The sequence below is a fragment of the Stenotrophomonas sp. FR012 genome, from assembly GCF_047520565.2.
Taxonomy (GTDB): domain Bacteria; phylum Pseudomonadota; class Gammaproteobacteria; order Xanthomonadales; family Xanthomonadaceae; genus Stenotrophomonas; species Stenotrophomonas sepilia.
In genome coordinates this window covers 37,220-52,355 of record NZ_JAXBQL020000006.1, presented here as the reverse complement: position 1 = coordinate 52,355, position 15,136 = coordinate 37,220, and the positions used below count along the sequence as shown (strand labels likewise).

Below are 15,136 nucleotides of genomic sequence, written 5' to 3'. Positions count from 1 at the left end.
GGGGGGGGGGGGGCGGGGGGGCCCCCACACCTCTGCCTGCGGTAGAGCCGAGCCCATGCTCGGCTGCTTGCTGCCGGCCAGCCGAGCATGGGCTCGGCTCTACATGCATTCACAATTTGCTACACCGGCCCCGCTAGGCTGGTTTTCCACCGAGCGCGGCCGGGTGACAAACCCGGCAACTTTCGGCACTGTCGGGGTGTCTGAACACCCTGCAGTCTCCCCCTTGGCAAGGCGCCTTCGAGCACGTCAATGAAATTCAAAGCCCCCGCATTCCTGATGGCCCTGGCGCTGGTCGCGCCGCTGGCGCTGGCGGCCAAGGCCGACTCGCCTGCATTGCCCGCTGCGGCGACTGCCGATCAGGTGACCACCTCCAAGCTGGTGTATGGCCTGTTGTCCGACAGTCGTTACGCCTACCGCCCGCGTGCGCTGGACGAGGCCACCTCCAAGGACGTGTTCAAGCGCTATCTGGAGACGCTGGACGGCGCCAAGCAGTATTTCACCCAGGCCGACGTGGCGCGCTTCGCGCCCTTCGAAGCCAACATCTCCTCGGCCATCCGTGGCGGCGAACTGGAACCGGCGTTCCAGGTGTTCGCGGTCTACAAGCAGCGTGTCGGCGAACGTGTGGCCTTTGCGCGCAAGCTGCTCAAGCAGGAGCCGGACTTCACCACCGACGAGCGCTTCGAGTACGACCGCAAGAAGGTGCCGTGGGCGGCCAGCAGCGCCGAGCTGGATGAGCTGTGGCGCAAGTCGGTGAAGAACGACTGGCTGCGCCTGAAGCTGGCAGGCAAGAAGCCGGACGATATCCGCAAGACGCTGGACAAGCGCTACGCGACGCTGGAAAAGTCGGTCAACGAGCTGAAGGGCGAAGACGTCTTCCAGTTCTTCATGAATTCGTACACCAGCGCGGTTGATCCGCACACCGATTACTTCACCCCGCGCACGGCCGAGAACTTCAACCAGGCGATGTCGCTGTCGCTGGAAGGCATCGGTGCGCAGCTGCAGCGCCAGGACGACGTGGTGGTGATCCGCGAGATCATCGCCGGCGGCCCGGCTGCGGTGGACGGCACGCTGAAGCCGGGTGACCGCATCGTTGGCGTTGGCCAGGGCAAGTCTGGCCAGGTCGAGGACGTGATCGGCTGGCGCATCGACGATGTGGTCGCCAAGATCCGCGGCGCCAAGGACACCCAGGTCAAGCTGGAGTTCATTCCGGCTGCCGAAGGTGCCGATGGCAAGCACCACACCCTGGTGCTGACCCGGCAGAAGGTGCGCCTGGCCGAACAGGCCGCCAAGGGCGAGACCATGACCATTCCGGCCGCCAACGGCGAGCCGGCACGGAAGATTGGTGTGATCAAGCTGCCGACCTTCTACCAGGATTTCGAAGGCCGCCGCCGCAACGCCGCCGACTATGCCTCGGCCACCCGCGACGTGGCCAAGCTGCTGGCTGGTTTCAAGAACGACAAGCTGGACGGCGTGGTGCTGGACCTGCGCAACAACGGCGGCGGTTCGCTGGATGAAGCCATCGAACTGACCGGCCTGTTCATCGAGCAGGGCCCGGTGGTGCAGGTGCGCGAGTCCGGTGGCCGCGTCACCGTCAACAGCGACCGCAACCAGGGCGTGGCGTGGGATGGCCCGCTGGCGGTGCTGATCAACCGCGGTTCGGCTTCGGCCTCGGAGATCTTCGCTGGTGCGATCCAGGATTATGGTCGTGGCCTGGTGATCGGTGAAACCAGCTTCGGCAAGGGCACCGTGCAGAACATCGTCGACCTCGACCGCTGGCCGAGTGGCGAGACCCAGCGCTTCGGCCAGGTCAAGCTGACCATCGCCCAGTTCTTCCGCATCAGCGGCAGCAGCACCCAGCACAAGGGCGTGGTGCCGGACCTGGCCTTCCCGGCCAGCGTCGATGCCACCGAGTTCGGCGAGAGCACCTACGATAACGCCCTGCCGTGGACCCGCATCGCCGCCGTGCCGCACACCCAGTACGGCAACTTCGCGCCGCTGCTGCCGAAGCTGGAGGCCCGCCACGACGCGCGAATCGCCACCGACAAGGAATTCCAGTGGTGGAACGAGGACGTGCAGCAGTTCCGGACCGAGGCGGCGAAGAAGTACATCTCGCTCAACGAGGCCACCCGTCGCGCCGAACGCGAGCGCCAGGACGCCCAGCGCAAGGAACGCCAGCTGCAGCGCAAGGAGCTGGGCCTGGCCCTGGACCCGCTGGCCGATGACAGCAGTGATGATGGCCTGACCGGCAACGAGCGCGACATCGTGAAGGATGCCGCCCGCGAAAAGGCCGCCGAAAAGCGTCCGGACCCGCTGCTGCGCGAGTCGGCCTCGATCCTGGCCGACGCGGTGAACCTGCTGGCCAATGACCGTCCGCTGTCGGCCCAGGTGCTGCCGCAGTCCACCGGCGCGGGGCGTTGGGCGGACTGAGCCGGAGACGGCGCGCGACATTCGCAGGGGCCGGCATTGCCGGCCCCTTCTTGTTTGGGAAGCCCATTCCCGGTCGCGCCGGGCCATGTCCGGACCAGTGAAGTGCCGCAAACGACTTGATCCCCTCCGTCCCCTTTTACGTGCATGAACCGGGAGCAACGTGGGGGGCCATATCGACCTGCCGCACACGGGGGCGGGACTACCCTTGGTGCTTCCGTTCTCGCAGGAGTACCCATGCGGGCCTCCCGTCTTTCCAGCGCTGCCGTGGCGTGCGCCAGCGCCTTGATCCTTTCGGCCTGTGGTGGCCGCGCCGCCGACAGCACCGTGCTGCGCGAGTCTTTCGATTCCGGCGATACCTTCTCGCGCACCGTTGAGGGACGCCCCGGCGAAGCCTGCGAGGCCGCGCGCCGCACGCTGCTCAGCCAAGGCTATGCCATCGCCCGTTCCGATGATGCACAGGTGGAGGGCAGCAAGAACTTCCAGCCGCGCGAGGATGACCATGAGCAGCTGGTGCTGCGCATCTCGTGCGCCCCGCGCGGCAGCCAGACGCTGGTATTCGTCAGTGCCGTGCAGGACCGCTACGCGCTGAAGAAGAGCCCGACCTCGGCCAGTGTCGGCGTGGGTGCGCTGGGCTCGGTGTCGCTGCCGTTCGGCAGCAACGACGACTCGCTGGTGAAGGTGGCCAGCAGCACGGTCACGGATGCCGAGTTCTATCGTCGCTTCTTCCAGCGCCTGCAGCAGTATCTGCCGGCCGCGGCGGGCACGCCATCGCCATCGCCGGCCGCGGCGCCGGAACCCGCACCGGCGGTTACGGACCAGGGCTGAGAGTGCGCGGCAGGTGGCTGATTGCAGCCCTGCTGCTGGCGCCCGCGTGGGTCGTGGCAGCGCCATCCCCGGACTGTACGCAGGGCCTGCTGCAGCGGTTGGGGTGGCGCTTCGAAGAAGCGTCCCTCACCGCGCCGCAGGTGCGCGGTGGTCCCGTATGTACGCGTGCCTCGCTGGCTGATTCACAAGCGGCCGGCGACCTGCAGGTGCGGTGGCCGACGGCGTTGCCCGCTGCTGCTCGGCACGCACTTCTGCAGCAGCTGCTGGATGACCCCGCCACCGTCTGCGCCTATGCCTTTGAGCTGGGGGCGGCCACGCGGCGCGCGACTTCGGCATTGCAGGGCAATCCCACGTTCCGCTTCTCCGGCCCGCAGCTGGGATGGATCGGCTTCGGATTGCAGGGCGCACCGGCACAGGGTTGGCAGCGTACACGCAGTTTCGGTCGTGGCTTCGTGCCCCGCGCGGGCAACAGCCATGCGCTGGAGGCGTTCTACAGCGGTGCCGTGCGTGCCGAATGCGGTGTCGGCCGCCAGGTCGCACAGCTGGCCACCCAGCGCGAGCTGTATGGCGATGCTGCGTTCGACACAGGGTTCGCAGCGGAGGAACTGTCGATCGGCACCTTCCTCGCGCTGCACGACACCGACAGCATCCTGCTCGGCGCGCATGCGGGCGACTTCTTCGCCGATGGCAAGGCGGTGCGCACCTCGGCGATGGGGCGGCAGGCGTTCGTGGGCGTGCCCGGTTTCATCGAACATGTGTACGACAAAGGCACGCTGGACGACCTGAGCAACCAGGCCGAGAACTTCGTGGTGGTCGAGGTGGGCGAGGGCGCTGCGCAGGCGCTGGCACTGCACGCTGGCCTGGCCTGGTACGACCAGCGCAATGCCGAGCTCTGGAAACTGGCGCAGGACATCCCGCGCATCGGCCAGCGCTATTTCGAGCGCCTGCTGTTCGAGCGCGATCCACAGCTGCGCGCGCGCCTGGCACCGCGCTACCACGCGGCTCTGGTGCGCATGGATCAGCTGCTGGACGATCCGTTCTACCAGCAGTTCGTGATCTACGTGCATCCGCGCGGTATACGTCCTATCGGCTACCACATCGTCCGCCTGCTCGATCGCAACCCGAGAACGCCGTTTTCGATCGACCTGGCGGTGCACAATCTGCATACCACGCTCTACCGGCGTTGGCGCGAGGCGCAGCTGCGCCACTGCGCGGCTACCGGCAGGCCAGGCAGCCTGACCCTAGACCCCAACTGAAGGTGAAACAATGGATATTGCAATGATCGGCCTCGGCCGCATGGGCGCCAACATGGCCCAGCGCCTGCATCGCGGCGGCCACCGCGTGGTCGGCTACGACCCGGGCGAAAGTGCGCGCCAGCGTGCTGCAGAGGCCGGCCTGGAGGTGGTTGATTCGCTGGCCGCCGCCGTGGCCGCGCTGCCGGTGCCGCGCGTGGTGTGGCTGATGGTGCCGGCGGGTGAAACCGTCGACCAGACGCTGGGACAGCTGACCCCGCACCTGGCCGAGGGTGACATCGTCATCGACGGCGGCAACTCCAACTACCAGGACTCGATCCGTCGCGCCAAGGCGCTGGCGGAGGACGATCTGGGCTACGTCGACTGTGGCACCAGCGGCGGCGTGTGGGGCCTGCAGGAAGGCTACAGCCTGATGGTCGGTGGCGAAGCGCCGGTGGTGGAGCAGATCGCACCGCTGCTGCGCACGCTGGCACCGGCTGAAGATCGTGGCTGGGCGCGTGTTGGTCCATCCGGCGCCGGCCATTTCACCAAGATGGTCCACAACGGCATCGAGTACGGGATGATGCAGGCCTATGCCGAAGGCTTCGCGCTGATGGAGCGCAAGCAGGAGATGGCGCTGGACCTGGCCCAGGTAGCCGAGGTGTGGCGTCACGGCAGCGTGGTGCGCTCGTGGCTGCTGGACCTGAGCGCCGAAGCCCTCAAGCGCAATCCGTCGCTGGATGGCATCGCGCCATACGTGGAGGATTCCGGCGAAGGCCGCTGGACCGTGGCCGAAGCCATCGCACTGGACGTGCCGGCACCGGTGATCACGTTGTCGCTGCTGGAACGCCTGCGTTCGCGGGAATCCAATTCGTTCACCGACCGCCTGCTGTCGGCGATGCGCAATGAATTCGGCGGCCACGCCATCAAGAAGTCGTAAGCACTGCGGTGGGGTCAGAGCCCTTCGGCGTTGCCGAAGGGATCCGACCCCGGGCAGATCAGGGTGGGATCCCTTTCCGCAGGAAAGGGTTCTGACCCCATACAGCCAGTCGAGCATGGCTCGACTCTACAAAAGCCGTCTCCGATCGTTGCCACGTCATCCACGCATGGCGTGGATCTACTGGTCAGTGCAACGCGATCCGCCGCCCTTCGCGCGCGCTGTCCATGCCGGCCTGCAGCAGCCGCATCAACTGCAATGCCTGCATCGGGCTGACCGTCGCTTCGCCGTCGCCGTGCATCGCCGCTGCGAACTGCGCATACAACCGACGATAGTCGCCGGGCAGGTTGTCGACGGTGCTGCGCAGAACATTGTCTTCTGCATCACAGTGCACCAGTTCGCCATGCCGGGGATCGATGCCCCATCCGGGCGCACCCGGCGCTACGCCGCGGCGCAGCTGGGCCTCCTGCACATCCAGGCCGTACTTGATCCAGCTGGCCTTGCTGCCATGCACGCTGAAGTGCGGGGCAGGGGCAGCCACCAGCGAACCGGCATGCACGATGGCGCGATGCCGTGGGTAGTGCAGTACGGCGTGGAAGTAGTCGATGCCGGCGCCACCTTGGCGCTGCACGGCCAGATCCGCATCGATGGCGTCGGGCCAGCCGAACAGCACCAGCATCTGGTCCAGCAGGTGCGGGCCGAGGTCGTACCACAGGCCACTGCCTGGCCCGTCCTGTTCGCGCCAACGGTCGCGCACCTGCGGCCGGTAGCGGTCGAAATGCGCATGGCATTCGGCCACCTCGCCCAGCGTGCCTTCGGACAGCAGCGCCTGCAGCGTGAGGAAGTCGGCATCGAAGCGCCGGTTCTGGAACACGGTGGCGATGCGGCCGGCGTCGCGTGCTGCGGCCAGTACTGTTTCCGCTTCGGCCACATCCAGCGCAAAGGGTTTGTCGACCAGCACGTGCTTGCCGGCGGCCAGCGCGGCCATCGCCAGCGGCGCGTGCTGTTCGTTCGGCGTGGCGATCACCACCGCATCCACCGCTGGATCGTCGAACACGTCCTGTGGCGTTGCACGCACGTGTACGTTGCTGAACGTGCGCAGCAACGTGTCGCGCTGCGAGCTGACGATGCTGTGCAGGACAAGGCCGGGCGTGTGCTGGATCAGAGGGGCATGGAAGACGCGGCCGGCGAGGCCGTAGCCGATCAGGGCCAGGTGCAGGTCGGGGCGCATGGCAGAGCTCCGGCAGGGGGGAAGGGCAGGGTAAACGACAGATGCGGACAGCCCAAAACTGAACCGTTGCCGTTGGAAACGCTTCGATTCACGGCGGCATGACCACGACGCCACGCCTGCTCCACGTGCGCTTGTCCAGACTGGCAGCACATCCCGAAGGAGAACGACACGATGAGCAATACCACTCGCACGCTGATTGCTTCTGCCCTGACGCTGGGCCTGGCACTGTCCTCCTCGGCCGCATTCGCCAAGGACCCGGCCGCGAAGAGCCCGCCGACCACCAGCGCACATCCGGCTACCCACGCGGATCGCCATGATTCCAACGAACCGGTGACCGACAGCTGGATCACCACCAAGGTGAAGGCGGACCTGCTGACCAGCAGCAACGTCCCGGGCACCGAGATCAAGGTGGAAACGGTGAACGGCGTGGTCAGCCTGAGCGGCACCGTGGCCACCCAGGCCGAGAAGGACAAGGCGGTCACCACCGCCAAGGGCATCAAGGGCGTGACCCGCGTCGATGCCGCCGCATTGAAGGTCAGCGCTGCCGCCAAGCGCTGAACCGGTTGGGCGCCCCGCGTGGGGCGCCCGCTGACCTGTAGACCCGAGCCATGCTCGGCTGGCACTCCAAGGCAGCCGAGCATGGGCTTGGCCCTACAGGTCTGATTGCCAACCCGTTCAGCCGACCGCGCTGGAAATTCCAGAGTTGTGACCGCCTGCGCTATATTGCCGGTTCCGCCGCAACCGGGCTCGACCCGGCCAACGCGTCGCGGCAGAGCTGACGAGGAACTATGGCGCTGGTTTTCAGTGACGACATCTGGGACCGCTGGCGGTTGCCGGCCTTGGCGCTGGCCGCCGCCGCGATCATCGTGGTGCCGTGGTTGACCCTGCGTAAACTGCAGCAGGACAGCGAACAAGCGATGGCCTGGGTCAACCACACCCAGGCCGTGGGCGTGGCACTGCAGCAACTGCAGGCCGATGTGCGCGATGTCGAATCGGCCGCGTTGACCCTGTCCAAGGGCGTGGATGCCCCCGGCCTGCGCGAACGCATGGCCCGGGCCGATGAAATTCCCGGGCGCCTGGCCGAACTGGGCCGGATGACCCGCGACAATCCCGACCAGCTGATCCGCATCGGTCGGATCGAATCGATGCTGGAAGGCCGCATGGCACTTGCCCGCGAGTTGGCCAGGTCCGAACCGAACAGCGACCAGCGCGAGCTGGTGCAGGACCTGAGTACGCGCTATCCCATCCGCGGGCTGGTGGAAGAACTGCAGGCCAGCGAGCAGAAGCTGCTGGCGCTGCGCGCCGAGCAGGCGGCACGCCAGCGCAAGCAGACCGAACTGGTGTCGTGGAGTTCGCTGGTGATCCAGCTGGCGCTGCTCGGCCTGGTGCTGTGGCTGCTGCAGCGGCAGATCGGCCGTCGCCTGCATGCGGAGCGGCAATCGCTGCGCTCGGCTGCACGTGCGGCGTCGGTGCTGCAGACCGTGCGCGAACCGATCGTGCTGCTCGACCGCGACCTGCGCGTGCAGCTGCACAATCCAGCATTCGCTGAGCTGTACGGCCTGCAGGACGAGCGCGCCGACGGCCTGCTGCTGGAAAACGTTGGCGACAACGCATGGCAGGACCCGGTGGTCCGGCAGCGCCTGGCCGACGTACTGTCGCGCGGTCGCGAACTGTGGGACTTCGAGCACGAGCAGCGCACCGCCGACGGCATGGTGCGCTACATGCTGCTCAACGCGCGGCGCATGCCGCTGCCCGACAGCGATGACGAGGTGGTGCTGCTGACCATCAGCGACGTCACCATGCAGCGCGCAGTGCAGCTGCGCGTCGAAGAGCTGAACCGCCAGCTGGAAGGCAAGGTTGCGCAGGTGTCCGAGGTCAACCGCGAGCTGGAGGCCTTCAGCTATTCGGTCTCGCATGACCTGCGTGCACCGCTGCGCCACGTGGCAGGATTCTCCGACAAGCTGTCGCGCCACCTCGGCGACCAGGCTGATGACAAGAGCCGCCACTATCTGGACGTGATTTCCAGTTCGGCCCGGCGCATGGCAGCGTTGATCGACGACCTGCTGGTCTACTCGCGACTTGGCCGTGCGGCGATGCGGCAGCAGGCGGTGGACATGCAGTCGCTGGTGGCCGACACCCGCGCCATGCTCGATTCCAATCTGCAGGCCGAGGCCGAGAACAGCGGCCATGCGCACCAGGTGGAGTGGAGCATCGCGCCGCTGCCGATCGTGGTGGGCGACGAAAACATGATCCGCCAGGTCTGGCTCAACCTGCTCGGCAACGCAGTGAAGTACTCGGGCAACCGCGAACCGGCGAAGATCCGCGTTGACTACCAGCAGCAGCCCGACGGCGGCCATCAGTTCACGGTCAGCGACAATGGTGCAGGCTTTGACATGGCCTACGCCGGCAAGCTGTTCGGTGTGTTCCAGCGCCTGCACAAGGCCAGTGACTACCCGGGGACCGGCATCGGCCTGGCCAGCGTGCGCCGCGTGCTGACCCGCCATGGTGGCCGTATCTGGGCCGAGGCCGAACCGGACGTCGGCGCTGCTTTCCACTTCTACCTGCCCCCCGCGACCGACGCGGACAAACAAGGTCCCTCTGCATGACGACTCTGCGCACCATTCTTCTCGCCGAAGACAGCCCGGCGGATGCCGAAATGGCGATCGACGCCCTGGAAGAAGCGCGTCTGGCCAATCCCATCGTGCACGTCGAGGACGGCGTGGAAGTGATGGACTACCTGCTGCGCCGCGGCGCCTTCGCCAACCGCGAGGAAGGCTTGCCGGCGGTGCTGCTGCTGGACATCAAGATGCCGCGCATGGATGGCCTGGAAGTGCTGCGGCAGATCCGCGAGCACGAAGAACTCAAGCGCCTGCCGGTGGTGATCCTGTCGTCTTCGCGCGAGGAAAGTGACCTGGCCCGCAGCTGGGACATGGGCGTGAACGCCTACGTGGTCAAGCCGGTGGACGTGGACCAGTTCTTCGGCGCGGTGCAGACGCTGGGCAAGTTCTGGGCATTGATCAACCAGGCACCGGAACTCGAGTGAGCCCATGCCCCTGACCGGTCCCGCCCTGGGGGCGCTGCGCATCCTGCTGGTGGAAGACTCACCGGAAGATGCCGAGCTGATGTCCGAACAGATGCTCGACGCGGGCCTGGAGGCCCGCTTCGAGCGTGTGGAGAGCGAGGCGGAACTGCGCCAGGCACTGGCTGTGTTCCAGCCGGACATCGTGCTGTCCGACCTGAGCATGCCGGGGTTCTCCGGTGACGACGCGCTGCGTATCGTGCGCGAGACCTCACCGGAGGTGCCCTTCATCTTCGTCTCCGGCACGATGGGTGAGGAGAATGCGGTAGCGGCGCTGCAGAAGGGCGCCAACGACTACATCATCAAGCACCAGCCTGCGCGCCTGCCTTCGGCGGTCGCGCGTGCGATCCGCGATGCACGCAGTGCGGTCGAGCGCGCACGCGTGGAAACCGAACTGATGCGTGCGCAGCGCCTGGAAAGCCTGTCCCTGCTTGCCGCCGGGCTCAGCCACGACCTGCGCAACATCCTGCAGCCGTTGCTGATCATGCCGGACCTGCTGAAGGCCCGCACCGAGGATCCGCAGCTGCACCACCTGGCCGACGTCATCGCCGAGTGTGGCCGCCGCGGCCATGAGATGGCCGAGTCGATGCTGTCGTTCGTGCGTGGTTCGCGCAAGCCGAGCGAGCGCATCGAGATCGACGGCCTGTTCGACGCGGTGGCGCTGCTGTTGCGCAGCAACGTGCCCGATGCCGTGCGCCTGGAACTGCAGGTGCTGGACGAAGGCCTGGTGGTCGACGCCAACTACACCGAACTGCAGCAGGTAATGCTGAACCTGGCGCTCAACGCGATCCAGGCGATGCCCAACGGTGGCCGCCTGAGCCTGACCGCCAGCCATGCCGGGCAGCGCGATGGTGTGGACTGGATGCAGATCTGCGTGTCCGACGAAGGCATCGGCATGGATGCGGACACGCTGTCGCACCTGTTCAATCCGTTCTTCACCACCAAGGCCGATGGCACCGGCCTGGGTCTGATTTCCTGCAAGCGCATCGTCGAAGGCGCCGGCGGCAGCATCCATGTCAGCAGCCAGCCGGGGCAGGGCACCTGCTTCGAGCTGCGCTTGCCGATGCACGAAGCCAGCGACGGCAGCGAGCCGATCGAGCAGCTGGTGGCCCTGGGCAGTGGCCAGTCGATCCTGGTGGTCGACGGCGAAGCTACGCGCCTGTCGCTGCTCGGCAACGCGCTGTCCAGCCAGGGGTATCAGCTGCAGCTGGCCTCCGATGGCCCGGCGGCGCTGCGCTGGATGCAGCAGGAGGCGATGCCGGCGCTGGTGATTGCAGACGCCGGCTCAAAGCTGCTGCCGGCCAGCCAGCTGCTGGGCGAGATGGCTGCGCTGGGCTATCGCGGCCCGGCGCTGGTGCTGGAGGATGCGGCGGTGGCGGTGCCTGCCGATGCCTTCCCGGCCGGCGTGGACGTCCATGTACTGCGCAAGCCGCTGCAGATGCAACAGGTGTTCCGCGCAGTGGCCGAGGCGCTGGGCTGACAAAGGGTAGTGCCGGCCGCTGGCCGGCATCCCCGTGCGGTGGGATCATTGCGGTTGCCGGCCAGCGGCCTGCACTACCGGTCCAGCGTTTCCCAGGGGAACCGCGGCAGGGCGTCCACCGCCTGTTCCAGGCGCCGTGACCAGTTCTGGTGGATATCGGCGTACAGCGCTGAATCCGCGCCCAGCCGCAGTTGCTGGCCGATGCGCAGTTCACCGTCGCGCAGCAGCGCCAGGTCGATCGGCAGGCCTACCGACAGATTGGAACGGATGGTGGAGTCCAACGAGACGATCGCCGTGCGGGCGGCATCCTCCAGGCGCGTGGCGGGGCTGAGGATGCGGTCGAGGATCGGCTTGCCGTACTTGGATTCACCGATCTGCAGGTAGGGCGTCTCCGGTGAGGCGGCGATGGCGTTGCCGAGCGGGTAGATCATGTACAGCCCAGGCCGCTCACCGGCAATCTGGCCGCCGAAGATCAGCGTGGCCTGGGTATTGACCCCATCGTGGCCATGTTCACTGTGGCTGCTGTGCACCTGGCTGTCCACCAGCAACTGGCCAACGTACGCGGCGGCCTCGAAAAGGTGAGTCATGTCGCGCAGGTTGGGTGAGCGCCGTTCGTCGGCATCGCGCCCCAGGCGCGACACCAGCAACTGGGTGGTGGCCAGGTTGCCAGCCGCCATCAGCACGTAGGCTGCCTGGCCGGGATATTCGAACACGTGCAGCTTGCGATGCACGCGTACATCGTCCAGCGAGGCATTGGTCCGGGTGTCGGCAGCGAAGACCAGGCCCTCGTCCACCTCGATTCCAACGCAATAGGTCATGTCGGTGCCCTATCATGTGCGTCCCGGATTGTAGGCAGGCCGCCGTGACGACGGCATGTCCACGCCCCCATCGCTGCCACCTGAACCGCATGACGACCGTGCTCCTGAGCCTGGGCAGCAATGTCCAGCCCCGCCGCTACCTCCACGCCGCGGTGGCGGCCCTGCGCGAGCGCTTCGGCGCGCTGCAGGTCTCGCCGGCCTACCGTACCGCCGCGGTCGGCTTCGACGGCCCGGCCTTCCTCAACAACGCGGTGGCGATCGAGACGGACTTGCCGCTGCAGGAACTGGACGACTGGCTGCATGCGCTGGAAGACGCGCACGGCCGCGACCGCAGCGGGCCGCGCTTCTCCGACCGCACCCTGGATATCGACGTGGTGTTCTACGGCGACCTGGTGGTGGAAGGTCCCGGCCACCTGCGCATTCCCCGTCCCGAACTGAAGCATGCCTTCGTGCTGAAGCCGCTGGCCGACATCGCGCCAGACTTCATCGATCCGGTCAGCGGGCTGGACCTGGCCACGCTGTGGCGCGCGCACGCGCAGTTTGGCGAGGCGTTCGAGGTGGTTGACCTTGAGTGATGGGGTCAGATCCCTTTTCCCGGCGGGAAAAGGGATCTGACCCTGTTGTGGATCCCGGCAGCGCCTCAACTTACCGTGCGCCCGCCATCCACGCGCAATGTGTGGCCGGTGACGAAGCTGGCTTCGGCCACCAGCCAGTACACCGCTTCGGCAATCTCCTCGACCGTACCGATCCGCGCCAAAGGCGTGCGCGCCAGCAGCGCCTCGCGGGCGAAATCGTCCTTGCCCTGTTCGGGCCACAGGATCGCGCCGGGCGCCACCGCATTGACCCGCACTTTCGGCGCCAGCTCCAGCGCCAACGAACGGGTGGCCATCTCCAGCGCGGCCTTGGCCATCGTGTAGGCGATGTGGTCGCGCATCGGATCGGTGCCGTGCAGGTCGGTCAGGTTGACGATGCAGCCCTGCTGGCGGCGCAGGTAGGGCGCGGCCGCCTGTGACAGCAGCAGTGGCGCGCGCGCATTGACCGCATACAGCTCGTCCATCGCCTCGGCCGTGACCTGGCCGAGCGGGGTGGCATAGAAGTTGGAGGCGTTGTTGACCAGCGCGTCCAGGCGGCCGAAGTGGGTAACGGCCTGTTCCACCAGGTCGGGCAGGGCGTCGGCGTCACGCAGGTCGGCCTGCAGCGCAAGCACGCTGCCCGGCCGCACATTGTCGAAATCGAACGCGGCCTGCTGCAGTTCGGCGCTGGAGGTGTTGGCATGCAGTACCACCGACCAGCCACAGGCGTGGAACTGGCGGGCGATGGCCGCACCGATCCGGCGCGCGCTGCCGGTGATCAGGACCACGGGGTGGGTATCGCTCATCGAGGGTCCTCCAAGGCTCGGCTATCCTGTGCACCATTGTCACCGCATTCGAAGACGCCATGCAGCCCACCTTCCCCCTGCCCGAAGCCGATGCCCTGGCCCACAGCGACCAGCTGGCGGCCGCCCTGCGTGCCGAAATCCTTGCGCAGGGCGGGGCGATGCCGTTCTCGCGCTTCATGGAGCTGTGCCTGTACACCCCCGGCTGGGGCTACTACAGCGCCGGCGCCAGCAAGTTCGGTGGCAGCGGCGACTTCACCACCGCACCCGAGCTCGGCAGCCTGTTCGCCGGCAGCGTGGCCAATGCGCTGGCGCCGGTGTTCGCGCAGCTGGGCGCGCAGGCCCGCATGCTGGAACTGGGGGGCGGTACCGGCGCATTCGCCGAGGCCGTGCTGCTGCGCCTGGCCGAACTGGACGCGCTGCCGTCGCGCTACGCCATCCTCGAACCCAGCGCCGACCTGCGCGAGCGCCAGCAGCAGCGCCTGCAGCAGAACCTGCCGGCCGAGTTGGCCGCGCGCGTGGACTGGATCGACCGCCCGTTCGAGGAGGAGTGGGAGGGCGTGGTGTTCGCCAACGAGGTGATCGACGCGCTGCCGACCCCGCGCTTCCTGATCCGGGACGGCGAGGTCTACGAGGAAACCGTCGAGCTTGATGGCGAAGGCAACTTCATCCGTGGCGCGCAGCCCGCTGACATCCTGCTCAACGGTGCGGTGCGCCACATCGAGCGTTACCTGGAAAAGCCCTTTGCCGACGGTTACCGCTCCGAGGTGCTGCCGCAGCTGCCGTACTGGCTGCAGGCAGTGGCTGGCGGCCTGCAGCGTGGTGCGATGCTGTTTGTCGATTACGGCTACAGCCGCAGCGAGTTCTACCAGCACGACCGCGACGATGGCACGGTCCGCGCGTTCTACCGCCACCACGTGCATAACGACGTGCATCGTTGGCCCGGCCTGCAGGACATCACCGCGTCGGTGGATTTCACCGCGATGGCCGAGGCGGGCATGCACGGTGGTTTCGAATTGGCGGGGTACTGCAGCCAGGCCAGTTTCCTGCTCGGCAACGGCCTGGACCAGGTGCTGCTGCTGGCCGAAGAGCGTACGGATGAGGTCGGCCGCATCCAGCTGCGTGACCAGGTGAAGAAGCTGACCCTGCCGACCGAGATGGGCGAGCGCTTCCAGGCCATCGGCCTGCAGCGTGGTGTCGATTTCGAGCCGGCGTTCGAACTGGGCGACCTGAGCTGGCGCCTGTGAGCAATGCGTTGCCGCTGATCAAGCCGCTGCGGCGGCAGCGGCTGTGGACCGCGCTTTGGACATTGGCGGTGTTGCTGGTGATCGTGGTCTGCCTGATCCCACCACCGCCGATCCCGCTGCCGGAAAACAGCGACAAGGGCGAGCACTTCCTCGCCTACTTCATCCTGGCCGGCAGCGCGGTGCAGCTGTTCCGGCCGGGGCGCCCGCTGCTGTGGGTGGGCGTGGGGCTGGTGCTGATGGGCGTCGGCATCGAGTTCGCGCAGGGTGCGCTGACCAGCAACCGCACTGCTGACCCGATGGATGCGCTGGCCAACACGATCGGCGTGCTGGCCGGCATGGCCACGGCGCTGACCCCGTTGCGCGATCTGCTGATGCGCTGGCGGGGCTGAGGTTCCTGTAGAGCCGAGCCCGTGCTCGGCTCCCTCCCGAAAGGCAGCCGAGCATGGGCTCGGCTCTACAGTAGATCCACGCCATGCGTGGATGGA

14 protein-coding genes are annotated in these 15,136 nt (G+C 67.1%); 11 read left to right on the top strand and 3 right to left on the bottom strand.

What is annotated here, in order from left to right; genetic code table 11:
* Nucleotides 1-249 precede the first annotated feature (249 nt).
* The 4 genes from ACM0O9_RS11655 (at nucleotide 250) to gnd (ending at nucleotide 5,424) form a co-directional block, all read left to right on the top strand.
* Complete coding sequence (locus tag ACM0O9_RS11655) at nucleotides 250-2,427, top strand: carboxy terminal-processing peptidase (RefSeq protein ID WP_005419368.1); 2,178 nt, start codon at nucleotides 250-252, stop codon at nucleotides 2,425-2,427.
* A gap of 234 nt (nucleotides 2,428-2,661) precedes the next feature.
* Entirely contained in the window at nucleotides 2,662-3,252 is a 591-nt protein-coding gene (locus ACM0O9_RS11650) for a DUF2242 domain-containing protein (RefSeq protein WP_164230294.1), read from the top strand.
* A gap of 17 nt (nucleotides 3,253-3,269) precedes the next feature.
* Nucleotides 3,270-4,508 (top strand): hypothetical protein, encoded by a 1,239-nt coding sequence (locus ACM0O9_RS11645; protein ID WP_134955848.1) that lies wholly within the window; start codon nucleotides 3,270-3,272, stop codon nucleotides 4,506-4,508.
* A gap of 10 nt (nucleotides 4,509-4,518) precedes the next feature.
* The gene (gene gnd / locus ACM0O9_RS11640) at nucleotides 4,519-5,424 is read left to right on the top strand and encodes a phosphogluconate dehydrogenase (NAD(+)-dependent, decarboxylating) (RefSeq protein ID WP_164230296.1); all 906 of its coding nucleotides are present in this window, start codon (nucleotides 4,519-4,521) and stop codon (nucleotides 5,422-5,424) included.
* Nucleotides 5,425-5,608: 184 nt separating this feature from the next.
* Here the strand turns inward: gnd and ACM0O9_RS11635 are convergent, their stop codons facing one another.
* Nucleotides 5,609-6,652 carry an oxidoreductase gene (locus ACM0O9_RS11635; RefSeq protein WP_065196480.1) on the bottom strand — a complete coding sequence of 348 codons (1,044 nt, stop codon included), beginning with the start codon at nucleotides 6,650-6,652 and terminating at the stop codon, nucleotides 5,609-5,611.
* Between the two features lie 171 nt (nucleotides 6,653-6,823).
* On the opposite strand from ACM0O9_RS11635, the gene ACM0O9_RS11630 reads away from it, so the two are divergent.
* From ACM0O9_RS11630 to ACM0O9_RS11615, 4 genes are all read left to right on the top strand, one after another.
* Nucleotides 6,824-7,210, top strand: coding sequence for a BON domain-containing protein (locus ACM0O9_RS11630; protein WP_053498227.1), 387 nt, complete (start codon nucleotides 6,824-6,826; stop codon nucleotides 7,208-7,210).
* A 230-nt stretch (nucleotides 7,211-7,440) separates the two neighbouring features.
* Complete coding sequence (locus ACM0O9_RS11625; RefSeq protein ID WP_005419357.1) at nucleotides 7,441-9,258, top strand: sensor histidine kinase; 1,818 nt, start codon at nucleotides 7,441-7,443, stop codon at nucleotides 9,256-9,258.
* Nucleotides 9,255-9,695 (top strand): response regulator, encoded by a 441-nt coding sequence (locus ACM0O9_RS11620; RefSeq protein WP_005411057.1) that lies wholly within the window; start codon nucleotides 9,255-9,257, stop codon nucleotides 9,693-9,695. Before ACM0O9_RS11625 ends, ACM0O9_RS11620 begins: the two co-directional genes overlap by 4 nt.
* 4 nt (nucleotides 9,696-9,699) lie before the next feature.
* A complete protein-coding gene (locus ACM0O9_RS11615) occupies nucleotides 9,700-11,211 on the top strand; it encodes an ATP-binding response regulator (protein ID WP_005419354.1) in 1,512 nt (503 codons plus the stop codon).
* 74 nt (nucleotides 11,212-11,285) lie between these two features.
* On the opposite strand, the gene ACM0O9_RS11610 is transcribed toward ACM0O9_RS11615, so the two are convergent.
* Complete coding sequence (locus tag ACM0O9_RS11610; protein ID WP_065178043.1) at nucleotides 11,286-12,029, bottom strand: proteasome-type protease; 744 nt, start codon at nucleotides 12,027-12,029, stop codon at nucleotides 11,286-11,288.
* Between the two features lie 89 nt (nucleotides 12,030-12,118).
* On the opposite strand from ACM0O9_RS11610, the gene folK reads away from it, so the two are divergent.
* Nucleotides 12,119-12,604, top strand: coding sequence for a 2-amino-4-hydroxy-6-hydroxymethyldihydropteridine diphosphokinase (folK, locus tag ACM0O9_RS11605; RefSeq protein ID WP_005419350.1), 486 nt, complete (start codon nucleotides 12,119-12,121; stop codon nucleotides 12,602-12,604).
* A gap of 65 nt (nucleotides 12,605-12,669) precedes the next feature.
* Here folK and ACM0O9_RS11600 read toward each other — a convergent pair whose 3' ends face one another.
* Entirely contained in the window at nucleotides 12,670-13,407 is a 738-nt protein-coding gene (locus ACM0O9_RS11600) for a pteridine reductase (RefSeq protein WP_005419347.1), read from the bottom strand.
* Nucleotides 13,408-13,466: 59 nt separating this feature from the next.
* On the opposite strand from ACM0O9_RS11600, the gene ACM0O9_RS11595 reads away from it, so the two are divergent.
* Nucleotides 13,467-14,651, top strand: coding sequence for a class I SAM-dependent methyltransferase (locus ACM0O9_RS11595; protein ID WP_005419345.1), 1,185 nt, complete (start codon nucleotides 13,467-13,469; stop codon nucleotides 14,649-14,651).
* Nucleotides 14,648-15,040: a VanZ family protein gene (locus tag ACM0O9_RS11590; protein WP_065178046.1), complete on the top strand. Its 393-nt coding sequence runs from the start codon at nucleotides 14,648-14,650 to the stop codon at nucleotides 15,038-15,040. Before ACM0O9_RS11595 ends, ACM0O9_RS11590 begins: the two co-directional genes overlap by 4 nt.
* Nucleotides 15,041-15,136 lie beyond the last annotated feature (96 nt).